Annotated in this window: 17 protein-coding genes; 7 read left to right on the top strand and 10 right to left on the bottom strand. The window is 37.4% G+C overall.

The window, feature by feature from the left end:
* Positions 1 to 10: 10 nt before the first annotated feature.
* Positions 11 to 730, top strand: a complete 720-nt coding sequence (locus tag ABD676_RS17635) for a 16S rRNA (uracil(1498)-N(3))-methyltransferase (protein WP_344675992.1) — start codon at positions 11 to 13, stop codon at positions 728 to 730.
* Here ABD676_RS17635 and ABD676_RS17630 read toward each other — a convergent pair.
* The 3 genes from ABD676_RS17630 to ABD676_RS17620 are packed head-to-tail and all read right to left on the bottom strand — an operon-like array spanning position 727 to position 3,356.
* On the bottom strand, positions 727 to 1,209 hold the full coding sequence (locus tag ABD676_RS17630) for a hypothetical protein (protein WP_344675991.1): 483 nt from the start codon (positions 1,207 to 1,209) through the stop codon (positions 727 to 729). The genes ABD676_RS17635 and ABD676_RS17630 overlap by 4 nt on opposite strands.
* A gap of 1 nt (position 1,210) precedes the next feature.
* Complete coding sequence (locus ABD676_RS17625; protein ID WP_344675990.1) at positions 1,211 to 2,707, bottom strand: ABC transporter permease; 1,497 nt, start codon at positions 2,705 to 2,707, stop codon at positions 1,211 to 1,213.
* 1 nt (position 2,708) lies between these two features.
* The gene (locus ABD676_RS17620) at positions 2,709 to 3,356 is read right to left on the bottom strand and encodes an ABC transporter ATP-binding protein (RefSeq protein ID WP_344675989.1); all 648 of its coding nucleotides are present in this window, start codon (positions 3,354 to 3,356) and stop codon (positions 2,709 to 2,711) included.
* Positions 3,357 to 3,562: 206 nt separating this feature from the next.
* Between ABD676_RS17620 and ABD676_RS17615 the strand changes: the two genes are divergently transcribed.
* Together ABD676_RS17615 and ABD676_RS17610 are read left to right on the top strand one after the other, a co-directional pair.
* Entirely contained in the window at positions 3,563 to 6,277 is a 2,715-nt protein-coding gene (locus tag ABD676_RS17615) for a TonB-dependent receptor (protein ID WP_344675988.1), read from the top strand.
* Positions 6,278 to 6,349: 72 nt separating this feature from the next.
* A complete protein-coding gene (locus ABD676_RS17610; protein ID WP_344675987.1) occupies positions 6,350 to 7,570 on the top strand; it encodes a hypothetical protein in 1,221 nt (406 codons plus the stop codon).
* Positions 7,571 to 8,131: 561 nt separating this feature from the next.
* Here the strand turns inward: ABD676_RS17610 and ABD676_RS17605 are convergent.
* From ABD676_RS17605 to ABD676_RS17590, 4 genes are all read right to left on the bottom strand, one after another.
* Entirely contained in the window at positions 8,132 to 9,493 is a 1,362-nt protein-coding gene (locus tag ABD676_RS17605; protein ID WP_344675986.1) for a nucleoside permease, read from the bottom strand.
* A 31-nt stretch (positions 9,494 to 9,524) separates the two neighbouring features.
* Positions 9,525 to 10,172 carry a bifunctional nuclease family protein gene (locus ABD676_RS17600; protein WP_344675985.1) on the bottom strand — a complete coding sequence of 216 codons (648 nt, stop codon included), beginning with the start codon at positions 10,170 to 10,172 and terminating at the stop codon, positions 9,525 to 9,527.
* A 104-nt stretch (positions 10,173 to 10,276) separates the two neighbouring features.
* Positions 10,277 to 11,251: an electron transfer flavoprotein subunit alpha/FixB family protein gene (locus ABD676_RS17595; protein WP_344675984.1), complete on the bottom strand. Its 975-nt coding sequence runs from the start codon at positions 11,249 to 11,251 to the stop codon at positions 10,277 to 10,279.
* A gap of 22 nt (positions 11,252 to 11,273) precedes the next feature.
* Positions 11,274 to 12,005 (bottom strand): electron transfer flavoprotein subunit beta/FixA family protein, encoded by a 732-nt coding sequence (locus tag ABD676_RS17590; RefSeq protein ID WP_344675983.1) that lies wholly within the window; start codon positions 12,003 to 12,005, stop codon positions 11,274 to 11,276.
* A 292-nt stretch (positions 12,006 to 12,297) separates the two neighbouring features.
* Here ABD676_RS17590 and ABD676_RS17585 point away from each other — a divergent pair, with 292 nt between their 5' ends.
* The 4 genes from ABD676_RS17585 to ABD676_RS17570 all read left to right on the top strand — a co-directional run bounded on the left by ABD676_RS17585 (position 12,298) and on the right by ABD676_RS17570 (position 14,659).
* On the top strand, positions 12,298 to 12,630 hold the full coding sequence (locus tag ABD676_RS17585) for a tetratricopeptide repeat protein (RefSeq protein ID WP_344675982.1): 333 nt from the start codon (positions 12,298 to 12,300) through the stop codon (positions 12,628 to 12,630).
* A 72-nt stretch (positions 12,631 to 12,702) separates the two neighbouring features.
* The gene (locus ABD676_RS17580; protein WP_344675981.1) at positions 12,703 to 13,119 is read left to right on the top strand and encodes a copper resistance protein NlpE; all 417 of its coding nucleotides are present in this window, start codon (positions 12,703 to 12,705) and stop codon (positions 13,117 to 13,119) included.
* Positions 13,120 to 13,261: 142 nt separating this feature from the next.
* Positions 13,262 to 13,831, top strand: coding sequence for a hypothetical protein (locus ABD676_RS17575; protein WP_344675980.1), 570 nt, complete (start codon positions 13,262 to 13,264; stop codon positions 13,829 to 13,831).
* Positions 13,832 to 14,098: 267 nt separating this feature from the next.
* Positions 14,099 to 14,659 carry a hypothetical protein gene (locus ABD676_RS17570; RefSeq protein WP_344675979.1) on the top strand — a complete coding sequence of 187 codons (561 nt, stop codon included), beginning with the start codon at positions 14,099 to 14,101 and terminating at the stop codon, positions 14,657 to 14,659.
* A gap of 218 nt (positions 14,660 to 14,877) precedes the next feature.
* On the opposite strand, the gene ABD676_RS17565 is transcribed toward ABD676_RS17570, so the two are convergent.
* The 3 genes from ABD676_RS17565 to ABD676_RS17555 are packed head-to-tail and all read right to left on the bottom strand — an operon-like array spanning position 14,878 to position 18,422.
* Complete coding sequence (locus ABD676_RS17565) at positions 14,878 to 16,026, bottom strand: cysteine desulfurase family protein (RefSeq protein ID WP_344675978.1); 1,149 nt, start codon at positions 16,024 to 16,026, stop codon at positions 14,878 to 14,880.
* Positions 16,027 to 16,040: 14 nt separating this feature from the next.
* Positions 16,041 to 17,672: an apolipoprotein N-acyltransferase gene (lnt, locus tag ABD676_RS17560; protein ID WP_344675977.1), complete on the bottom strand. Its 1,632-nt coding sequence runs from the start codon at positions 17,670 to 17,672 to the stop codon at positions 16,041 to 16,043.
* Positions 17,673 to 17,675: 3 nt separating this feature from the next.
* Entirely contained in the window at positions 17,676 to 18,422 is a 747-nt protein-coding gene (locus ABD676_RS17555; RefSeq protein WP_344675976.1) for a PH domain-containing protein, read from the bottom strand.
* Positions 18,423 to 18,441: the final 19 nt, after the last annotated feature.

Genomic DNA, 18,441 nt, shown 5'->3' with positions numbered 1-18,441 from the left:
CTAATCGATCGTGCATTTATTTTTTACACCAGACATTCAAGCGGAACAAAAACATTATCAACTTTCTGAAGAGGAGAGCAAGCATGCTGTTCGAGTATTACGAATGAATGTTGGGGATAAAGTTCAATTAATAGATGGCAGAGGTGGATGGTATGAGGCGGAGATTAGTGACGCCCATCCTAAGCGTACGCAGTTAACTATCATTTCCTGTACGGCTGATTTTCAAAAACCGACTTACCATTTGCATATTGCTGTTGCACCCACTAAGAATATCGATCGTATCGAATGGTTCTTGGAAAAGGCAACTGAAATTGGTATTCAAGAAATAACTCCCATAATTAGTGAGCATTCTGAGCGTAAAGAAGTAAAAATAGATCGACTGAACAAAGTGGTCATCTCTGCAATGAAACAGTCCCTGAAAGCCTATATGCCTCAAATAAACGAAGCTGTGAGCTTGGATGTATTCTTACAAAAGCTGGCTAATGAAGAGGGTCTTTTAAAAGCCATAGCACACTGCGAGGAAGATCAAGCTAAGAAGTACCTGAATAAGGAATTCCCACAAGGTGCTAACTACTTAATCTTGATAGGCCCAGAAGGCGATTTCTCTAGTCGAGAAATAGAAACAGCCCTTTCTGCAGGCTTTATTCCAGTCTCTTTAGGAGAAGCTAGATTGCGAACAGAAACGGCTGCTTTATATGCTTGTGCTGAGATAGCTCTCTTAAATCGTTAGTTAATAATTACGGCATCCACAATTTGAATTTCCGCATTCCCTTTTAAAGGCTCTGGGTTGAATACCATTTTACCTTTTATCTTGATGGGTTCATCCGTAAACTTAACTGTTCCTTTCTTCATGAAGATTTCTACCATTGGAGGAATTCCATTGGTACCACAAAATTGACATTGCGCAATAGGTAATACCGACAGCATAAAGGTGCTGTGATTTCTACCACTCACCAAAGGAACCATATATCCAGGAAGATCAACGACCGTATTTTCTAATTTTTTCAAAGCAGGTGGATAACTTGGCGTATAAACTTTCTTGTTCCCTTGAGTAGATACCTTATACATCATTTTGTCGATTGCTTCCCAAGTTTTGTTCATCATTGGCGTATGATCGGGAACTTGAGCTTCATTATAATTACCGATCTGTGCCTTTGCAAAGGAAACACCTAAAAACATTAAACAAACCGCAAATACTATCTTTTTCATATTACTTATTTCCTAAAATTGTTGAAATGGTTGTGTTGTATGCCTTGATTGCTGGGATTACTGATGCAACTACGCCGATCAAACAGGCTATCAACAAAATTAACCATTCTTTACTATATATTTTAAATGCTTGGATGATATCTGCACTTTGACCAGTTTGAGTACTGATAAAGTAAAGACCCAAATGTCCCAATGCCAATCCGATCAATCCTCCAATACTGGTTATTACCAATCCTTCGACAATCAGCATACTGAATAGTTTAATCTTGCTGGCACCCATGGTGCGCATGATGGCAAGGTCATATTTGCGATCTTTCAAGGCATTGTATAAGCTGATAAAAACACTTAAACCAGCAATAATCATAATCACATATGCTAGGATTTCCAAGGAATCAATCCCAACTCCTAACAAAGAGAACAATCTTGCTGTTTCCAGTGCAGGAGATGCCGCTTGCATGCTAGTCGATTGATTGATCATTTTTGGAATAACACCAATAGCTGCTGGTGTGCGATATTTTACTAATAAAGCTGTAATTTCTAAACCATGTTCTTTGATGATATCATCTGCTATGCTCTTGACAAAGACATTTGGTCTTGGTCGCTCAGTAACTAAGCTATCTTCTTGAGCAGGACTTGCAGTAGTTGTAGTTACATGTTCATGCTCGTGGTCATGCTCGTGGTCATGTCCTTCATGATCATGTGTGCTGTCAACTGTTGCAGCTGTATTTTCTGTTGCATGGTCGTGGTCATGGTCATGACCTTCATGGTCATCATGATTATGTGCAGCAGCTGTTTCAGTAGCCTTACTTTCATTGGAATGCGCATGGTCGTGGTCATGACCTTCATGGTCATGGTCATGCTCATGATCGTGATCATCGTGATGGATACCATGTACATCCCATACCGATTCCAGATTACACAGCAATAAGTTATCCACTACGGTACCTGAAGGTTTTAAAATACCCACAACAGTAAAAGGATGTTCATCATGAACATGCGCATTTTCTGCTAATCCATGTGCTGAATGAATTTGATCTCCTAATTTAAGCTGACGCTTTCTAGCAGTTTCACTTCCTATAACTACCTCATAGCTTTTGGTCCACATCTTGCCAGATGCCAAGCCTAACTCATAAAGCGTCATAAAACTGGTATCTGTACCTATTATGCGGTGTCCTTTAAAGTTATCCCCCAATGAAATAGGCACAGCCATATCGATCATCGGGTTGTCTTGAAGCTTCTCAGCTTCCGAAAGTAGGATATTTCCTGTAGGATTATCAATATGGTACAGGGCAGATAAGATCAATTGCAAAGGCGAACCTTTAGCACCAACCACCAAATCTACCTGTTTGCTATTATTGTCTAATTGCTTTTCAAAGGTGTCACTCGTAATATAGATACTAACAAGAATGGCCACCCCAAAAGCTGTTAAGATGATGCTCAATAGGGTAGATCCCAATTGTTGCGTAATATTCTTCCAAACTAATTGTAGTGTATTCATCTTATTGCGCGCTTAATAAATAGTTATTGCTGAATTCGTCTTTCAATCTTTTGTCGTGTGTCGAGATTAGAAGTGTACTTCCTTGCTCATTTGCTAGAGATTTAAGCAATTCAATCACAAGAAAGGTGTTTTTATCATCTAAGGATGCAGTAGGCTCATCTGCCAATAGAATGGCGGGTTTATTGATGAGAGCTCGAGCAATTGCCACACGTTGAACCTGACCTCGGCTCAATTCATTTGGCTTACGGTTGCCTAAGTTAGCCAACTGAAGTTTTTCTAAAAGTTCTTGAATGGCTTGAGTATCCGTAGAGAAGCCTGCTAATGACTGTGCCAATTTAATGTTATCAATCACCGAAAGGTTTTTAAGCAAGTGTGCCTCTTGAAAAATAAAGCCTAAGTGATGTGCACGGAATTGATCTAGCTTACTTTCTCTCAAGTCGTAGATATTTTGACCTTGAATTGTTACAGATCCGGTAGCTGGTAGAGAAAATCCTCCGATTAAGTGGAGAAGTGTCGACTTTCCTGAACCTGATTCACCTAATATTAAAGTATGCTGTTGTTGCTGGATTTTTATGTCCTGAAAAGTTAACCGAGTTGAATTCGGGTAGGAAAAGGACAAATCCGTTGTTTGTAGGACGATTTCGCTCATAATTAAACTTTGTTGCAAAATAGCATTATTTAGGCGCTTATCCCAATACCCAGCGTAACATTTTGGTCTATAAGGGACTTAACAATTCCTTAATAAGTAGCTAATATTAACATAATTGACTGTTAATATTAACGTAACAACGAGATTATACTTTTGCAACATAATATTAACATAGTATGAATTGTATTAAGAAAATGATCTCGTTTATGTTGCTTTTATGTAGTGTTATGGTACTGCATGCGCAACAAGCACCTTACGGTGTAAAAGGTACTGTTGTAGATGTTCAGTCCTTTGAACCATTAGCAGGTGTTACGATTAGTGTTGCTAACTCGAAATTGGCAACAACAACCAATGAAAAGGGAGAATTCTTCCTTGCATTACCAAATGACAAGTCAGCAGAATACCTATTAAGAGCAACGTTGATGGGCTATGATGGACAAGAATTGACAGTTTCATTGGCTAAGAACGATACAGAGTTTGTATCCTTTGCTCTAAAGAATGCTGACGCGGTAATTGAAGAGGTAGTAGTGACTCGTCGCCGTGAAAAAGCTTCTGAATTAGCTATTCTGGAAGAACGTAAGAAATCGAACTTGATGTTGGAGACCATCGGTGCACAGGAATTATCACGTAAAGGTGTTTCTGACGCACAAGCAGCTTTAACTAAAATGGCTGGTGTTTCTAAACAAGATGGTGCAAAGAACGTATTTGTGCGTGGATTAGGTGACCGTTATAACTCAACTTCTTTAAATGGACTTCCATTACCTTCAGAAGATCCTTTGTTCAAAAATATTTCCTTGGATTTCTTTAGTTCTGATATTATCCAATCCATCAATGTGAACAAAACTTTCAATGCACAAATTGCAGGTGATGTAACTGGTGCAAACGTTGATATCTATTCCAAAGAAGCAACAGGAAACAGTTTTCAGATTGGTATTGGTTCAGGAGTCAACTCACAAACAATTGGGAAGGATAATTTCAAACGTATTGATGGAACGAACTGGATTGGAACAGTACCTTTTGGTGCTCAACCAAAAATGACAAGTCTTACAGATTATAATTTCACCAATAGCTGGAATCCAAATGCACAGAAAAATCTATTTAATACAGATTTTAAATTATTAGGAAGCAGAAGAATCATGATTGGATCTAATCCATTAAGTATATTCTTTACTGCAAGTATGGATTCTAAATACCGTTTCTCGGAAGGTAAAATCCAAGAGCCGAATACAGCCGGTGGTTTGATTTTAGATCAAAACTTTATTGATAACGGTTACCATGTTTCTCAAACTGGTATGTTAAATTTAAAGTATACCTGGGCAAATAATAATGTGAATTTCAATTCCCTTTATATCCATGACCAAAAACAGAATTTATATGAATTCCAAGGAATGGATATGGGAATTTCAGACTTTACAGGAGATAGGGTTCACACGAGACGTCAGCAAGTAAATGACAACCATGTTTTTGTTAATCAATTAAGTTCTAAATTGGCAATTAACTCTAAATGGTCTGCTGATTTAGCTGCTGGATTTAATTACGTATTAGGGAATGAGCCTGATCGTCGAATCAATAGAATTATTGAACGTAATAATGGTGATTTAGTTTACCCACGCTCTAGTTCTGGTGAAAACGAAAGATATTTCGGTAAAATGAACGAGACCGGTATTGTAGGTAAAGCTATCTTGAATTATGATTTAAAGAATGGTGGAGATTTAGAGCGTAACATCAGTTTTGGATATTCTGGAAATGTAGCTGAACGTACGTTTAAATGGTGGGAGGTCAACCATAAATTATTGAGTGTTTCCATGCCATCCATTAGTTTAGATGATGTAGAATCTATTTTAGGTGCAAACGGTACGGGTAAATATTATCAAGTAGAAACTAGTCGTGGAACAGGATCAGATGCTTTATTGCCATATTACTACACTGGTAAGCGTCGTGTGAATAGTGGACTAGCTTCACTGACTTACCAATTTACTTCTGACTTAACTGCGGTTGCTGGATTCCGTTTAGATAACTATTTTCAATCTGTTAGCTATGAAACAAATCTAACCGACTTTGCTTCTGCAAGCTATAATAAGATTTCTAAGAACTTCTTCCTACCTAGTCTAAACTTAAAATACACATTGGCTGACAATATGTTTCTGCGTTTAGCAGGTTCCAAAACTTATACTGTTCCTCAATTTATCGAATTGGCTCCAGTACGTTATAGAGGTAATAACAACTTTACCCAAGGTAACCCATTACTTAAGCCATCTCAAAGCTATAATGTGGACTTGAAATGGGAGATGTATCCAACCTTAGGAGAGTTAATCTCTGTTGGGGTGTTCTACAAAAACATTCAAGATCCAATTGCGCGTATTGAGGCTGGTGGTGCTGGTACGACATTGTCTTACTTTAATATTGGTAAAGCAGCTATGGTCTATGGAGCAGAGGTTGAAGTGAAAAAGGATTTATGGAAATCTGAAGGATCTTATGGCGAGAATGTACTATCTGCTGGTGCTAATGTTTCTTACTTACATTCTTCTCAAGAATTAAGTCTTGAAGGAAAGAAATTTGTAAAAGCGAAAGACCAATTAGAAGGTGCTTCTCCACTATTAGTAAATGCAGATGTAACCTATAAATTATTTACTAAGAATGTGGAGTTAACTCCATCGGTAGTGTTTAATTATTTCTCTGATAGGATTTATTCTTATGGAATAAATGATTACCAGAATATTATGGAAAAGGGAGTTCCTCGCCTAGATTTTATTACTCAAGCATTAGTAAACAAAAAAATAGGAGTAAACCTTAAGATCGAAAACATCTTAAATCCGGACCGTCAATTATCACGCAAGATCCCAATTAACAATTCTTTGATCATGGTGGAGCAATACAAACGTGGAATCGATTACACATTGGGGATTTCTTATAAATTTTAATAATAATTTAATATAGTGGTAACACATAGGTTAACTGGTTACGGTTACTTTGTGTCAGAAATTAAGAAGATTATGAAAACAAAACTATTTTCAATTTTAGCGGCTAGTGCCTTAGCTTTTACATCATGTACAGATGAAAATCCAAACCCAAACCCAGTAAAGGGTGATAAGGATTTGTCTGGTGAAATCACTGCCAACATGAAGTTAGATCCTAATTTTGAATACAATTTAGTAGGAAAATTAACAGTTAAAGCAGGTGTTACCTTAGAGATCCCTGCTGGAACAAAGATCAAAGCAAAGAATGGTGGTACAGGAATCTTTATTGCGGTTCTTCCAGGTGCTAAATTAATTGCTCAAGGAACAGCTGAGAAACCTATCATTTTCACATCTGCATCAGCTACTCCTAAAGAAGGAGACTGGGGTGGAATTATCTTAAATGGTAAAGCGCCTATTTCAGGTCCTGCTGGAGTTGTTGCAACAAACAATGCAGAGATGGATACCAATGTAAAATATGGTGGTGCTGATGCTAACGATAATTCAGGTATCATTGAATATGTAAAGATTGAATACACTGGTGCTCGTATTGATGAAAAAAAAGAACATAACGGTTTAACATTAAATGGAGTTGGTAGAGGTACAAAATTAAACCAAATTCACTTTAGATATGCTGGTGATGATGCTATTGAATTCTTCGGTGGTACTGTTGATGCATCAAACTTATTAGTAGAGAACTGTTCTGATGATATGTTCGACATGACTGAAGGATATTCTGGAACTTTAACCAACCTTTATGGAGTTCGTGAAAAGGGATATTCTGATATAACATCTGATCCTCGTGGTATTGAAGCTGATGGTAACTATGATGGTAAAGGACCAACTCACATTAACCAATCTAACTTCAAAATCAACGGAATCACAATTGTAAACAACGCTTTAGATATCGTTGATGATAAAGGAGTTGCTACTGCAAAAATGATGACTGAAGTTTTCAAAATCAGAAGATTAGCAACTGCAACAATCACCAATGCATATGTTAAATTAGGGCCTGGTGCTACTGCTCATGCATTAATTGATTTAGGAGCATACAAAAAAGATGATGCAGGAAATACAACAACTGAAATCAATGTAAACGAGAGTGCCAATACTAAAACAACTATCGCTTACACAATCAATCCTGCAAACGGTTTAGATAAAGTGAAAATTGTTAACCCGCTTAACATCCCATTAACCCCGGGTGCTAGCAATACAGGTGCAACAACTTCAGCTTTCTCTTGGACAGGTTACAAGTTCTAATAATAAAATTAGGGTAAAAAATAATAATATAAGCCGTCTCCATTTATGGAGGCGGTTTTGTTTTATACCTTTTTCTCCTATTTTTAGTCTATTGTCTTTTGCTTGACCGCCCCAAAGTAAAGTCCTCTAAATGGAATTCAATCTGGTAATATAATATGTAAGCCATTGTTTGACCCTCCGTTTTAATGTCCAGATACAAAAGATTATTGAGCTGATTGAAATAAAAAGGTCATCTATAAAAGCATCGAAAAATCTGATAGCAACTCCAATGAATAGAATAGAAGATTGCCTCTAAATCTATTTATCCATGTATATGACCTGTAAGAATTGAGTATCTTGGATTTCAAATACATCATAAGTCTGATTTTTAGACTTAATCCTTTCCCAAGAAATATAAATTAATCAAACAATCCTCCGCACTTAAAATCAAAAAAAGGCTGTAAATATTATTTACAACCTTTTAAATCTTATTATAATATACTCAGCCTTAATGTCTGTCGTCTCACATCTAACAGCGAAGCGATCTCATATCTCACATCTAACAGCTAAGCGGTCTCACTTCTAAGACCCCTCTTTCACATGTTTATGTCTAAACAGAATAGCAAAAAGGATAGCAATAATCAACGTATAGATAGCAAAAGCTATCCAGATGTTGTGCCAGTCTTTAAACTGCAAGGCCTGATTAAATATACCGTCAGTTACTTGTATTCCTTTTTCTTGAATTACTTTCAACAGATTAGGGTTGTCCGGTGTAGTTTCCAGAAAAGACGCCAAAGAGCTGCTGTCGTTAAAAGTTTTGGTGTAATACTTATCAATAGCCCAACCCGATACTCGAGAGCCTAGAATCGCTCCAAATCCATTCGTCATCATCATGAACAGTCCTTGTGCAGAAGAACGAATCTTATTGTTGGTATTCGTCTCCACGAATAACGATCCGGAAATATTAAAGAAGTCAAAAGCCATCCCGTAAACAATACAGGAAAGAATGATCATCCATAAGCCTGAAGTAGGATTACCGTAGGCAAATAAACCAAATCGCAATACCCAGGCAACCATCGCGATCAACATCACCTGTTTGATTCCAAATCTTTTCAAGAAGAATGGAATGGCAAGGATAAATACCGTTTCAGATATCTGCGAAATCGACATGATAATGGTCGAATACTCGATTACGAAGGAATCCACATATTTTGGAAAGTACTTGAACTCATCGAGGAACACATCTCCATAAGCATTCGTTAGTTGCAAGGCTGCGCCCAAAAACATGGAGAATATGAAGAATAATGCCATTTTATAATTTCCAAACAACTTGAAAGCTTCTAATCCCAGCATTTGCGATAAAGAAGAATTTTCTTTGATATTATGCTGTGGTGGACATTTAGGTAAATTGAAAATGGAATATATACCTAGGAGGATAGAACCTCCGGCTGCAATGTAAAATTGACCCTCCGTTGCTTTACTGCCTGTTAGGTTAGTTAACCACATGGCAGCAATAAAGCCAATAGTACCCCATACCCTGATAGGAGGGAAGGCCTTGATTAGATCGTAATTTGCTTGATTTAATGCGGTATAAGCAATGGAATTGGATAGTGCTAAGGTTGGCATATAGCAACACATGGCTAAGAGCATAACTGTGAAAAAGCTGTTTGGATCAGGTACATGTGCTAAAGCTATTAGACAGATGGCATATAGGAAATGCAATCCAATGTAGAGCTTTTCGGCATTAACCCAGCGGTCAGCAATAATCCCCATAATGGTTGGCATGAACAGTGAGGCAATCCCCATAGTAGAGAAGATAGCGCCAAATTCAGTTCCATCCCAATTTTTTGTGCCAAACCAGTAATTGGCAATTGTAATTAACCATGCGCCCCAAACAAAGAATTGCAGGAAGTTCATGATAATTAACCTATGTTTGATAGACATATCAGTAGATAATGTTAGGTAAACAGGAAAATTATGATTTTCGTTTTTCTATTTCATCCCTGATTTTAGCCGCAGTTTCATACTGTTCATTTTCAATGGCTTTTTCTAGGGTGTTTTCTAATTGCTCCAAGGTTAGGGAAGCATAAGGCGAAGGTTTGTTCTTGATGGGCTCAGGAGGTGTCGGTTCACTTTCTTTCTCTGCTTTTACAGGTTCCTCTTGTTTGTAGTTGCCTACATTTTCGATGTTCTCTAAAAAAGCGAAATCATTGCCTTCAATGACGATTCCAGCAGTATTCATAATGAAATCATAAGTGAATATTGGACATTCAAAACGAACGGCTAGTGCAACTGCATCCGATGTTCGCGCATCGATCTCCGTCTTGGTGGTTCCATCTGTGCAGATTAACTTGGCGAAGAAGATGCCATCAATCAGGTTATAGATCAATACCTCTTCCAATTTAATCTTAAAGGTTTCCGCAAAGGTCTTAAACAAATCATGTGTCAATGGCCTGCTAGGCGTCATTTTCTCGATCTCTACAGCTATAGATTGTGCCTCAAAGCCACCGATAATGACTGGCAACCGCCTATTTCCGCCAACTTCCCCCAATACTAAAGCATAAGCGCCAGATTGCGTCTGACTGTAGGAAAGTCCAACTATGTCTAACTTGATTTTCTTCATTAATAACGCGTTAACGGAATTACAAAGATGCTAATATTAAAGCCAAAAAAAAAGTGACCCAGCGATTTTTTAAGCCAGGCCACTCGTTCATTGTTTAGTTTGTTTTAGTTGTTTTTCAAGTTTTTGATCGCTTGGGTCAACTTAGGGACGATTTCAAAGGCGTCTCCAACGATTCCATAGTCCGCAACTTTAAAGAAAGGTGCTTCTGGATCTTTATTGATTACCACGATGGTTTTCGATGAACTTACACCAGCTAAATGCTGAATAGCCCCTGAAATTCCAATAGCGATATATAAGTTTGGACTAACTACGATTCCAGTTTGTCCTACGTGCTCAGAGTGTGGTCTCCAACCAGCGTCTGATACCGGTTTAGAACATGCTGTTGCTGCGCCTAATACCTCTGCTAATTCCTCAATCATTGCCCAGTTCTCTGGACCTTTAAGACCACGGCCTGCCGATACAACAATCTCTGCCTCTGGCAAGGTAACTTTATCTGTAGCACGTACGATATCCTTAACCATCACACTGAAGTCACCTGCATCGATAGTTGGCGTGAAGTCTATTACTTGTGCTGTTCCACCTACCGCATTTACTTCATAAGCATTTGGATTAACTGCAATTACTTTGTTTGCCGAGCTAATAACTTCGGTTGCAAATGCTTTATTAGAAAATGCCGTTTTCTTGATTTCCATTTGATCACCATTAATGTTTGGTAAACTAATGGCTCCATCAGCCAAACCAGCGTCTAATTTAGCTGCGATACGTGGTGCTAATCCTTTTCCAGAAAAAGAATTGGATAAAACAACCACCTTGGCATTCTCTTCTTTTGCAGCTGCTGCAACGATAGATGCATAAGCTTTATTTACGAAGTTTTTCAGGTTATCCTGATTCGCATTTAAAACTTTACTAACCCCATAATTGCCTAATTTTTCCAATTCAGCCGTTTTTACATTGCCGATTGATAGTGCTGTAACGGTATCACCCAGTTGATCTGCTATTGCTTTCGCATAAGAAGCAGCCTCAAATGCCGATTTCTTTAAAGTACCATCTGTATTTTCGATATATACTAATATTGCCATGATAATTCTTGCGTTTATAAGGTTAAATTACTTTTGCCTCGTTATGTAATAACTGAACGAGTTGATCTACTTCATCTACTAATTTCACAGCACCACGAGGAGCAGGAGATTCGTATTTGCTGATGTTCGAAAGACTTGCCACTTCGATAGGCTCAATTACCTGTAGTGGTTTAGAGCGAGCACCCATAATTCCACGCATATTTGGAATCTTCGGTTCAGCCACACCCTCAGCTGTTCCAACAACAACCGGTAAGGAAACAGAAAGAACTTCTTTACCACCTTCAATCTCACGGTCAATAGTAGCTTCAGTACCTTGTACATCCAGTTTTTTAGCAATAGAAACTGAAGGTAAGTTTAACAATTCACCTAATAATGCGGCAACTTGAGCTCCATTATAATCAATGGATTCTCTACCGGTTAGTATTAAATCAAAATTTTGTTCTTTAGCATATTTTGCGATTTGATTGGCTACGAACCAAGCATCACGGGGTGCTGCATTTACACGAACGGCGTCATCTGCTCCAATAGCTAATGCCTTACGGATGGTGGGCTCGGTGCTGCTGTCGCCAACATTGATCACCGTAACGGTGCCTTTTCCACCTTCTGCTAATTCTACAGCCTTTGCTAAGGCAATCTCATCGTATGGATTGATTATATACTGAATGCCGTTGCTGTTGAATACCGTATTGTCATTCGTAAAGGTTATTTTCGATGTAGTGTCTGGGACATTACTGATACAAACTAATATTCTCATAATTCTTACGTTTTACACAAACCTACATTTATTTATAAGCATTTCAAAACCTTTTTGAAGCCATTTTAAGCATTTTGTTTCTTAGAATATATTACAAAATATTCAGTGGAATCCGTGTATTTTTATGGATGTGTTAATTTTTCCTCCTTAACAACTTGTCTTTTTAAATTTTCGTTTAAAAACCCCGCTTAATCGTAAAGGTCATCAATTTGTCATTTTGTATGCTAGCATAGTATTTTTTTATTGAAAGTCAATTCCATGACTCCCATTCCTTTTTCCTTATCTTTGTAGCATGCAATCCAGATTAGAACAACTCAAAGAATTTTTAGCAGAAAGTCCACAGGATCCCTTTTTAAAGTATGCCCTTACCATGGAGTACGTTAAGTTGGGTGATGAAGAGCAGGCTCTTGTAGGTTTTGAAAATCTAATAGCTGAACATCCAGATTATGTAGGTACTTATTATCACTTTGGCAAATTTCTAGAGAAGGCAATGGAAAAAGAACGTGCTATTGGAATTTATGAACAAGGAATCCAGGTGGCACAAGCAAAACGAAATTTTCATGCCTTAGGAGAATTAAAAAATGCACTCTTAATGGCGGAAGGTCTACTGGATGAAGATGAATAATGTTAAATTTTCATAATTCGCAAATAATGGTATCTTTTTTGTCTATTCTAAGCAAACGTAGTTTATCATTTTATGCGCAAGCTTACCCTATATCTGTTCAGTGCCGTACTCTTGGTTTTTGTCTTTAGTTGTATCAACAACAAGACAAAGGTTAACCAATTGATTGGTTCTGAAGGAAATGTTTTAAAGGGTATGGGCGTTGTAGGTACCTATGAAGGCAAACTCCCTTGTGCTGATTGTACCACCATTTCCACCGTGCTTAGTTTAGATAATAACAAAAACTACCACATGCGCTATGTTTATGTTGGTAAGAGTGAGGAAGTCTTTGAACATAAGGGTAAATGGGAATTGGATAATGATATCCTAAGTCTGGAACATATTGACTATAACTTTAAAATTTCCGACGACCAATTGCAACAATTGGATCTCTCCGGTAAGGAAATTAAAGGCGATCTTGCCGAAAAATACGTTCTAGTAAAAATTAAATAAACAGTTTTATTTATCTGTATTTAACCTTTGTTGTTAAAAATTTCATCGTAATTCATGTTGTTTTCTTTGAAAAATACCGTGTTTGGGGTATTTCGGGAAAGTTTTGGCTGTAGTAAATTTGTTTAATTAAAAACATAAAAAAATGAAAGCCAAACTATTAATTCTATGCATGCCTGTATTATTATTGATCACAGTGGTCAGTTGTCAGGAAGGTTTATTAGACCTTATCGAAGGAGAAGTTGAAGAAAGAGCTGTTGTAGGTACTTGGGAAGCCTATGAGTTTTATAACAATGAAATTGGGGAAGCAGAAATAACTGGAAAGGATTTTAAAAAGATCAACCAGATTGGTAAAATTAATTTTGAAACCAGAGTATATCCTTGTACTACCAAAATCTCCAAAAATGAGCACCTCATATCTCTTTTTCAGTTTAAACTAATGTCTGGCGGAAAGGCGGAACATACTATGAAAGGGTACCATAAATTTGAAGGGTGGGATGCGAATTGTCTTGCCAAAAATTATAATGAACCGCTCGATTATACGGAAACTATGAAATGGAAAATCATAGGTAAAAATGCGCAATTAGCTATTTTTGATGATGAAGAAGATGAAGATGAAGGAACTTTTGATATTGTTAAACTAACTTCAAATGAAATGCATCTGCAATATGATGATGGAGATAGTTATACTTTACTCAAATTAAGAAAAAAATAATATCGCATTATAGCATTCCATAAATTTATATATTAAGTCATTAAGTTGTTTTTTCAAAGGCAGTTATTCTAAAATAACTGTCTTTTTTTGTTATTACAGTAGCTTCTATTAATAGTTCTTTGTTAAATTAATCTTTACCCAATGTAAACTTAGTTTTAAATCTGTTAAATTTCTTATTGATTTATATAAATTTCGTAAAATATATTTAGCTATATGTTTTGATGCATTAAAAAGTATAATACTTTTGTTTAGCTAAATAAACATAATATGAAATCAAAATTATTAATCTATTTATTACCGATCCTTTTTTTGTGTGCGATATCAGCTTGTAAGGATAGCAACGATGACTTAGTTGAAGAAGGGAACATTGTAGGTACTTGGAATGCCTACGAATATTATACCGATATGGATATTCCAGGTGAAATCTCAGGTAAAGATTTCAAAAAAATAAACCAAATCGGTACAATTACCTATGAAACTCGAGAGCTTCCGTGCACAAATAATATTAGTAAATATGAACAGGAGATCGATATTTTCCAATTTAAACTAAACGCTGATGGAACTGCGCGTATTAGTAGGAAAGGATACTTAAAATTATATGGGTTTCGATTTGATTGTAGCCCAAGGAATTTTATTGATGGGCGAGATCAAGTAGAATCTTACAACTGGAAACTTACCGACGACAAGAAAAGCCTTATGTTTTATAATGAAGAAACTAAACTGGAGGATTCTAGGAAACTGCCTATCGTTACACTGAATTCCAAAGAAATGCATATAAAATATGATGATGGAAAAACATATATCCACTTCAAATTTAAAAGAGGATAATACAAAAAGTATAACGTCTTAAATAACATTTAGCCCCGTTGGAAATCTAAAATCTAATGGGGTTCTTTCTTTTTTAACTATGACATTAATATTCAGTTAATACCTTGATATATTCTTACTTATCAAACGTAACATGCTGCCGTAAAATCGGTAAATAAAAAAAAGGGATGTTGCCATCCCTTTCTATGATAAAAATTTTAATTCTGTATGATCTGCAATTAAGCCTCTACTTTTTCTTCACTTGTACAGATTTCTTTAAGAATATCCACTACAAAGTCTACTTCAGCTTTCGTGTTGAATTTGCAGAATGAAAAACGTACGGAAGGTCTTGTGCCGTCTGCTCCAATACCACGAAGTACATGTGAGCCAATATCCGATCCTGAGCTACATGCTGAACCACCGGATGCTGAAACTCCTTTGATATCCAAATTGAATAACAGCATATCACCCATTTTAGTACAAGGCAATGATACGTTTAATACCGTATATAAGGATTTATCCGCATCAGTTTCACCATTGAATCGAACATTAGGAATGTTTTCTTCCAACTTCGCTTTCATATAATCTTTAAGCGACTGTATATAGTTGCGGTGTTCTTCCATTTCGGCATAAGCTAATTCAAGTGCTTTTGCCAATCCCACTATTCCATATACATTCTCTGTACCACCGCGCATGTTGCGTTCCTGTGCGCCACCATAAATCAACGGTTTGATCTTGTTACGACCATTGATGTATAAAAATCCAACTCCTTTCGGACCATGGAATTTATGAGCTGCACCTGTGATGAAGTCAATTTTCAAATCAGAAAGATCATGTGGGTAATGTCCCATGGTCTGTACGGTATCCGAGTGGAATATCGCATTATACTGTTCGCAAAGTAGACTCACACGTTTAATGTCGGTTAAATTACCCAACTCATTATTCGCATGCATAATAGAAACGAATGTTCGCGGATTCTTAGCTAAGAGTTCCTCCAAATGATTCAGGTCGATATTTCCTTTTGAATCTACACGTAATAGATCCAAATGAATCTTTCCGGCATGTGCTAATTCTTCCAAGGTATGCAATACCGCATGGTGCTCAAGAGGTGAGGTAATCGCGTGGCTGATGCCGTTGCCTTCAATGGCACGAACGATAGCCATATTATCAGCTTCAGTTCCACCGGAGGTGAAGAAAATCTCCGACGGCGAGGCATTTAATAATTTTGCAACTGTCCTTCTTGCCTTTTCAACGATTGTCTTACTTTCACGGCCGTGAGCGTGAATGGAAGAAGGGTTCCCAAAGTTTTCGTTTAGGGTTTTTACCATCGCTTCAATGACTTCTTGGTCTAAAGCGGTAGTCGCGGCATTATCAAAATAAACTTGCATGGCGACAAATATAATTAATTGATAGAAGAGTTTTTAGTAATTTTATTGTTTCTGACGATAATCAAACCAATTGATAGTAAGCCGGTTAATAAGGCTAAATATACGATTAAATCGCCGTTTTTGGTATAAAACGTCAACTCTTCATTAAGGTTAATTTCTTGTGATAGGGCTGTTGGTACCCACCAACTTGAACGTTGAACGATATCTCCTCGCTGATTGATAAAGGCAGAAATACCCGTATTCGCGGAGCGAACAACCCATCTGCGGTTTTCTATTGCGCGTAATTTGGCATAAAGCAAGTGCTGATCTTTTCCCGCTGTATCGCCCCACCAACCATCATTGGTAATGACAGCTATGAACTGAGCGCCCTTTTTAATGTATTCCGTAACATAATCTCCCCAAATCGATTCATAACAGATGACTGGAGCGGCACCTATTCCACTAGCTGAATAGAATACCGAAGGTTCTTCTTGACTCCCATATCCACCAGTGCTTCCACCAAAGTGTTTAAACAAAGGTTTTAAGAAGGATAAGGCTTTTCCAAATGGCATCTTCTCTGCACCTGGTACCAGTTTGGACTTATGATAAAACTGCAATTTTGAAGATCCATCAATTAACACGCCGGCATTAAAATGATCGATGAATAGATTGCCATAAGGTCGTGCAGTAACTGTGCGGTCATCGTTGTAAAACACATAACTTTCTATCCCAGACAGAACATTCCCGTTATGATAGGGTTCCAAAAAGTCCAATACCGTTTGGTATTGTCTGTATTCCCGAAATTCCTCTTCATTGATATAACGTTCATCGGATATAGCTGTTTCAGGCCAAATAAAGAACTCTGTATTCAATTTGGCTACCTTCTGCGATAAGTCAGTCAACACCTTTAATTGTTCATCCGGGGTAATAGGTCCCCATTTTCCGAATGGGTCGATATTCGGCTGTACAGTAACGATTTCTGATGGATTGACATGTTCCTCATAATTGCTGTAAGCAATCCAAGAACCTGCAGCAGGTAATATCAATAGCCCAGCAAACAAACCTAGGATTAGTTTATTGGAATAGATTTCCATTTTTTCCTTGCGCTGCCAGAACCAAAGAAAGGCAAGGATATTGCCTAACAAAATCCATAAGGTCCCGCCATAAACACCCGTAAAGCTATACCATTGGATAATTTGATGGAAATTCGCAAATCCATTACCCAAGTTCATCCAAGGAAAAGCTAATTCCCAACTCTGGTGCAGGTATTCGTATGCTATCCAAAATGAAATTAAGCCCATAAAGCTCAATAGAATATTATTTCGCTTACGCATCTGATAGTATAAACGGAAAGCGCATGCCATCAATACAGGACCTAAGGTATAAGGTACTAAAGCGACCATTAAAGACGGAAAAGCATCCAAAAAGGCATTCATGGCATTGTAAACCCAATAAATGCTTGCCGTGTTCCAAACAAAACAGGTCAGAAAGGCTAAGCCAAAGACCTTGCGGCCTTTGTACTTGTAATCACCGCGAATTACTTGTTCAATAGCAACCAATAATGGAACAAATCCAATGAAAAGTAATACCGAAGAGTAGGGTATGGGTGGCCAAGCCAACCAGAGTATAAATGCACTCAAGAGTGCTAGCAGATAATTATTGCGCATGAATTACAGTTTGCTTAAGATTTCTGCTTTTTTAGTTTCATATTCTGCTTGTGTGATCAACTGTTTATCATACAAGCTCTTTAGTTTTTTCAATTTAGCGGTCATTTCATCTTCCTCTTCCGATAGTTTATCTTCTTGAACAGGATTGTTTGAAGAAAATGACGGTGCTGTTGATGCTGGAGAATGTGAAAATGAGGAAAAAGGTCTAGCTTCTTCTTTCTGTACCTCCGGTTCAACAGGTTTTGGTGCTTCCACCTTTGGCTCTTCCCGTACAGGTTCAGGAGCTGCAGGTGGCGAATAAACAGGTTTGTTCTCTATAACAATCTTGTTTTCTTTCGACTCTGTTTTTTGATTCTGTAGATTGTCCAAGGCTGCTTTAATCAATTGATAAAGCTTTCTCGCTTGTGTTTTAGGAATGTAATCTACCGTCAGGTTTTCTCCAGTAAATGGAATGACAGTCACTTTTGAACCAAAGATTTCTTCTTTAAAGGCGATGTCCTTGATGTCCTGCCAAGAGAAAATTTCAAAGTTAGTAGCCAAACCCAGTTTGGTGAATTCGCACAAGAATATACGCTTGTTACTCACCGTAATGCTATCGGGCAACAAGGTTACAGCAGGTTTTTTCTGAAGGGCAATATAATTGATGGACTCACCAGGAGTTAGCATATCCAGGATCTTTCCATGGATCTTTTCCACAACTTTTGGATCTTGTCCGTCTTGAACGTATTTATCGATTTGATAATTTTCCATGTTATCGTTATTTACTTGA

This window comes from Sphingobacterium kyonggiense (assembly GCF_039536825.1).
Taxonomy (GTDB): domain Bacteria; phylum Bacteroidota; class Bacteroidia; order Sphingobacteriales; family Sphingobacteriaceae; genus Sphingobacterium; species Sphingobacterium kyonggiense.
This window is presented reverse-complemented; position numbering and strand designations above follow the sequence as displayed.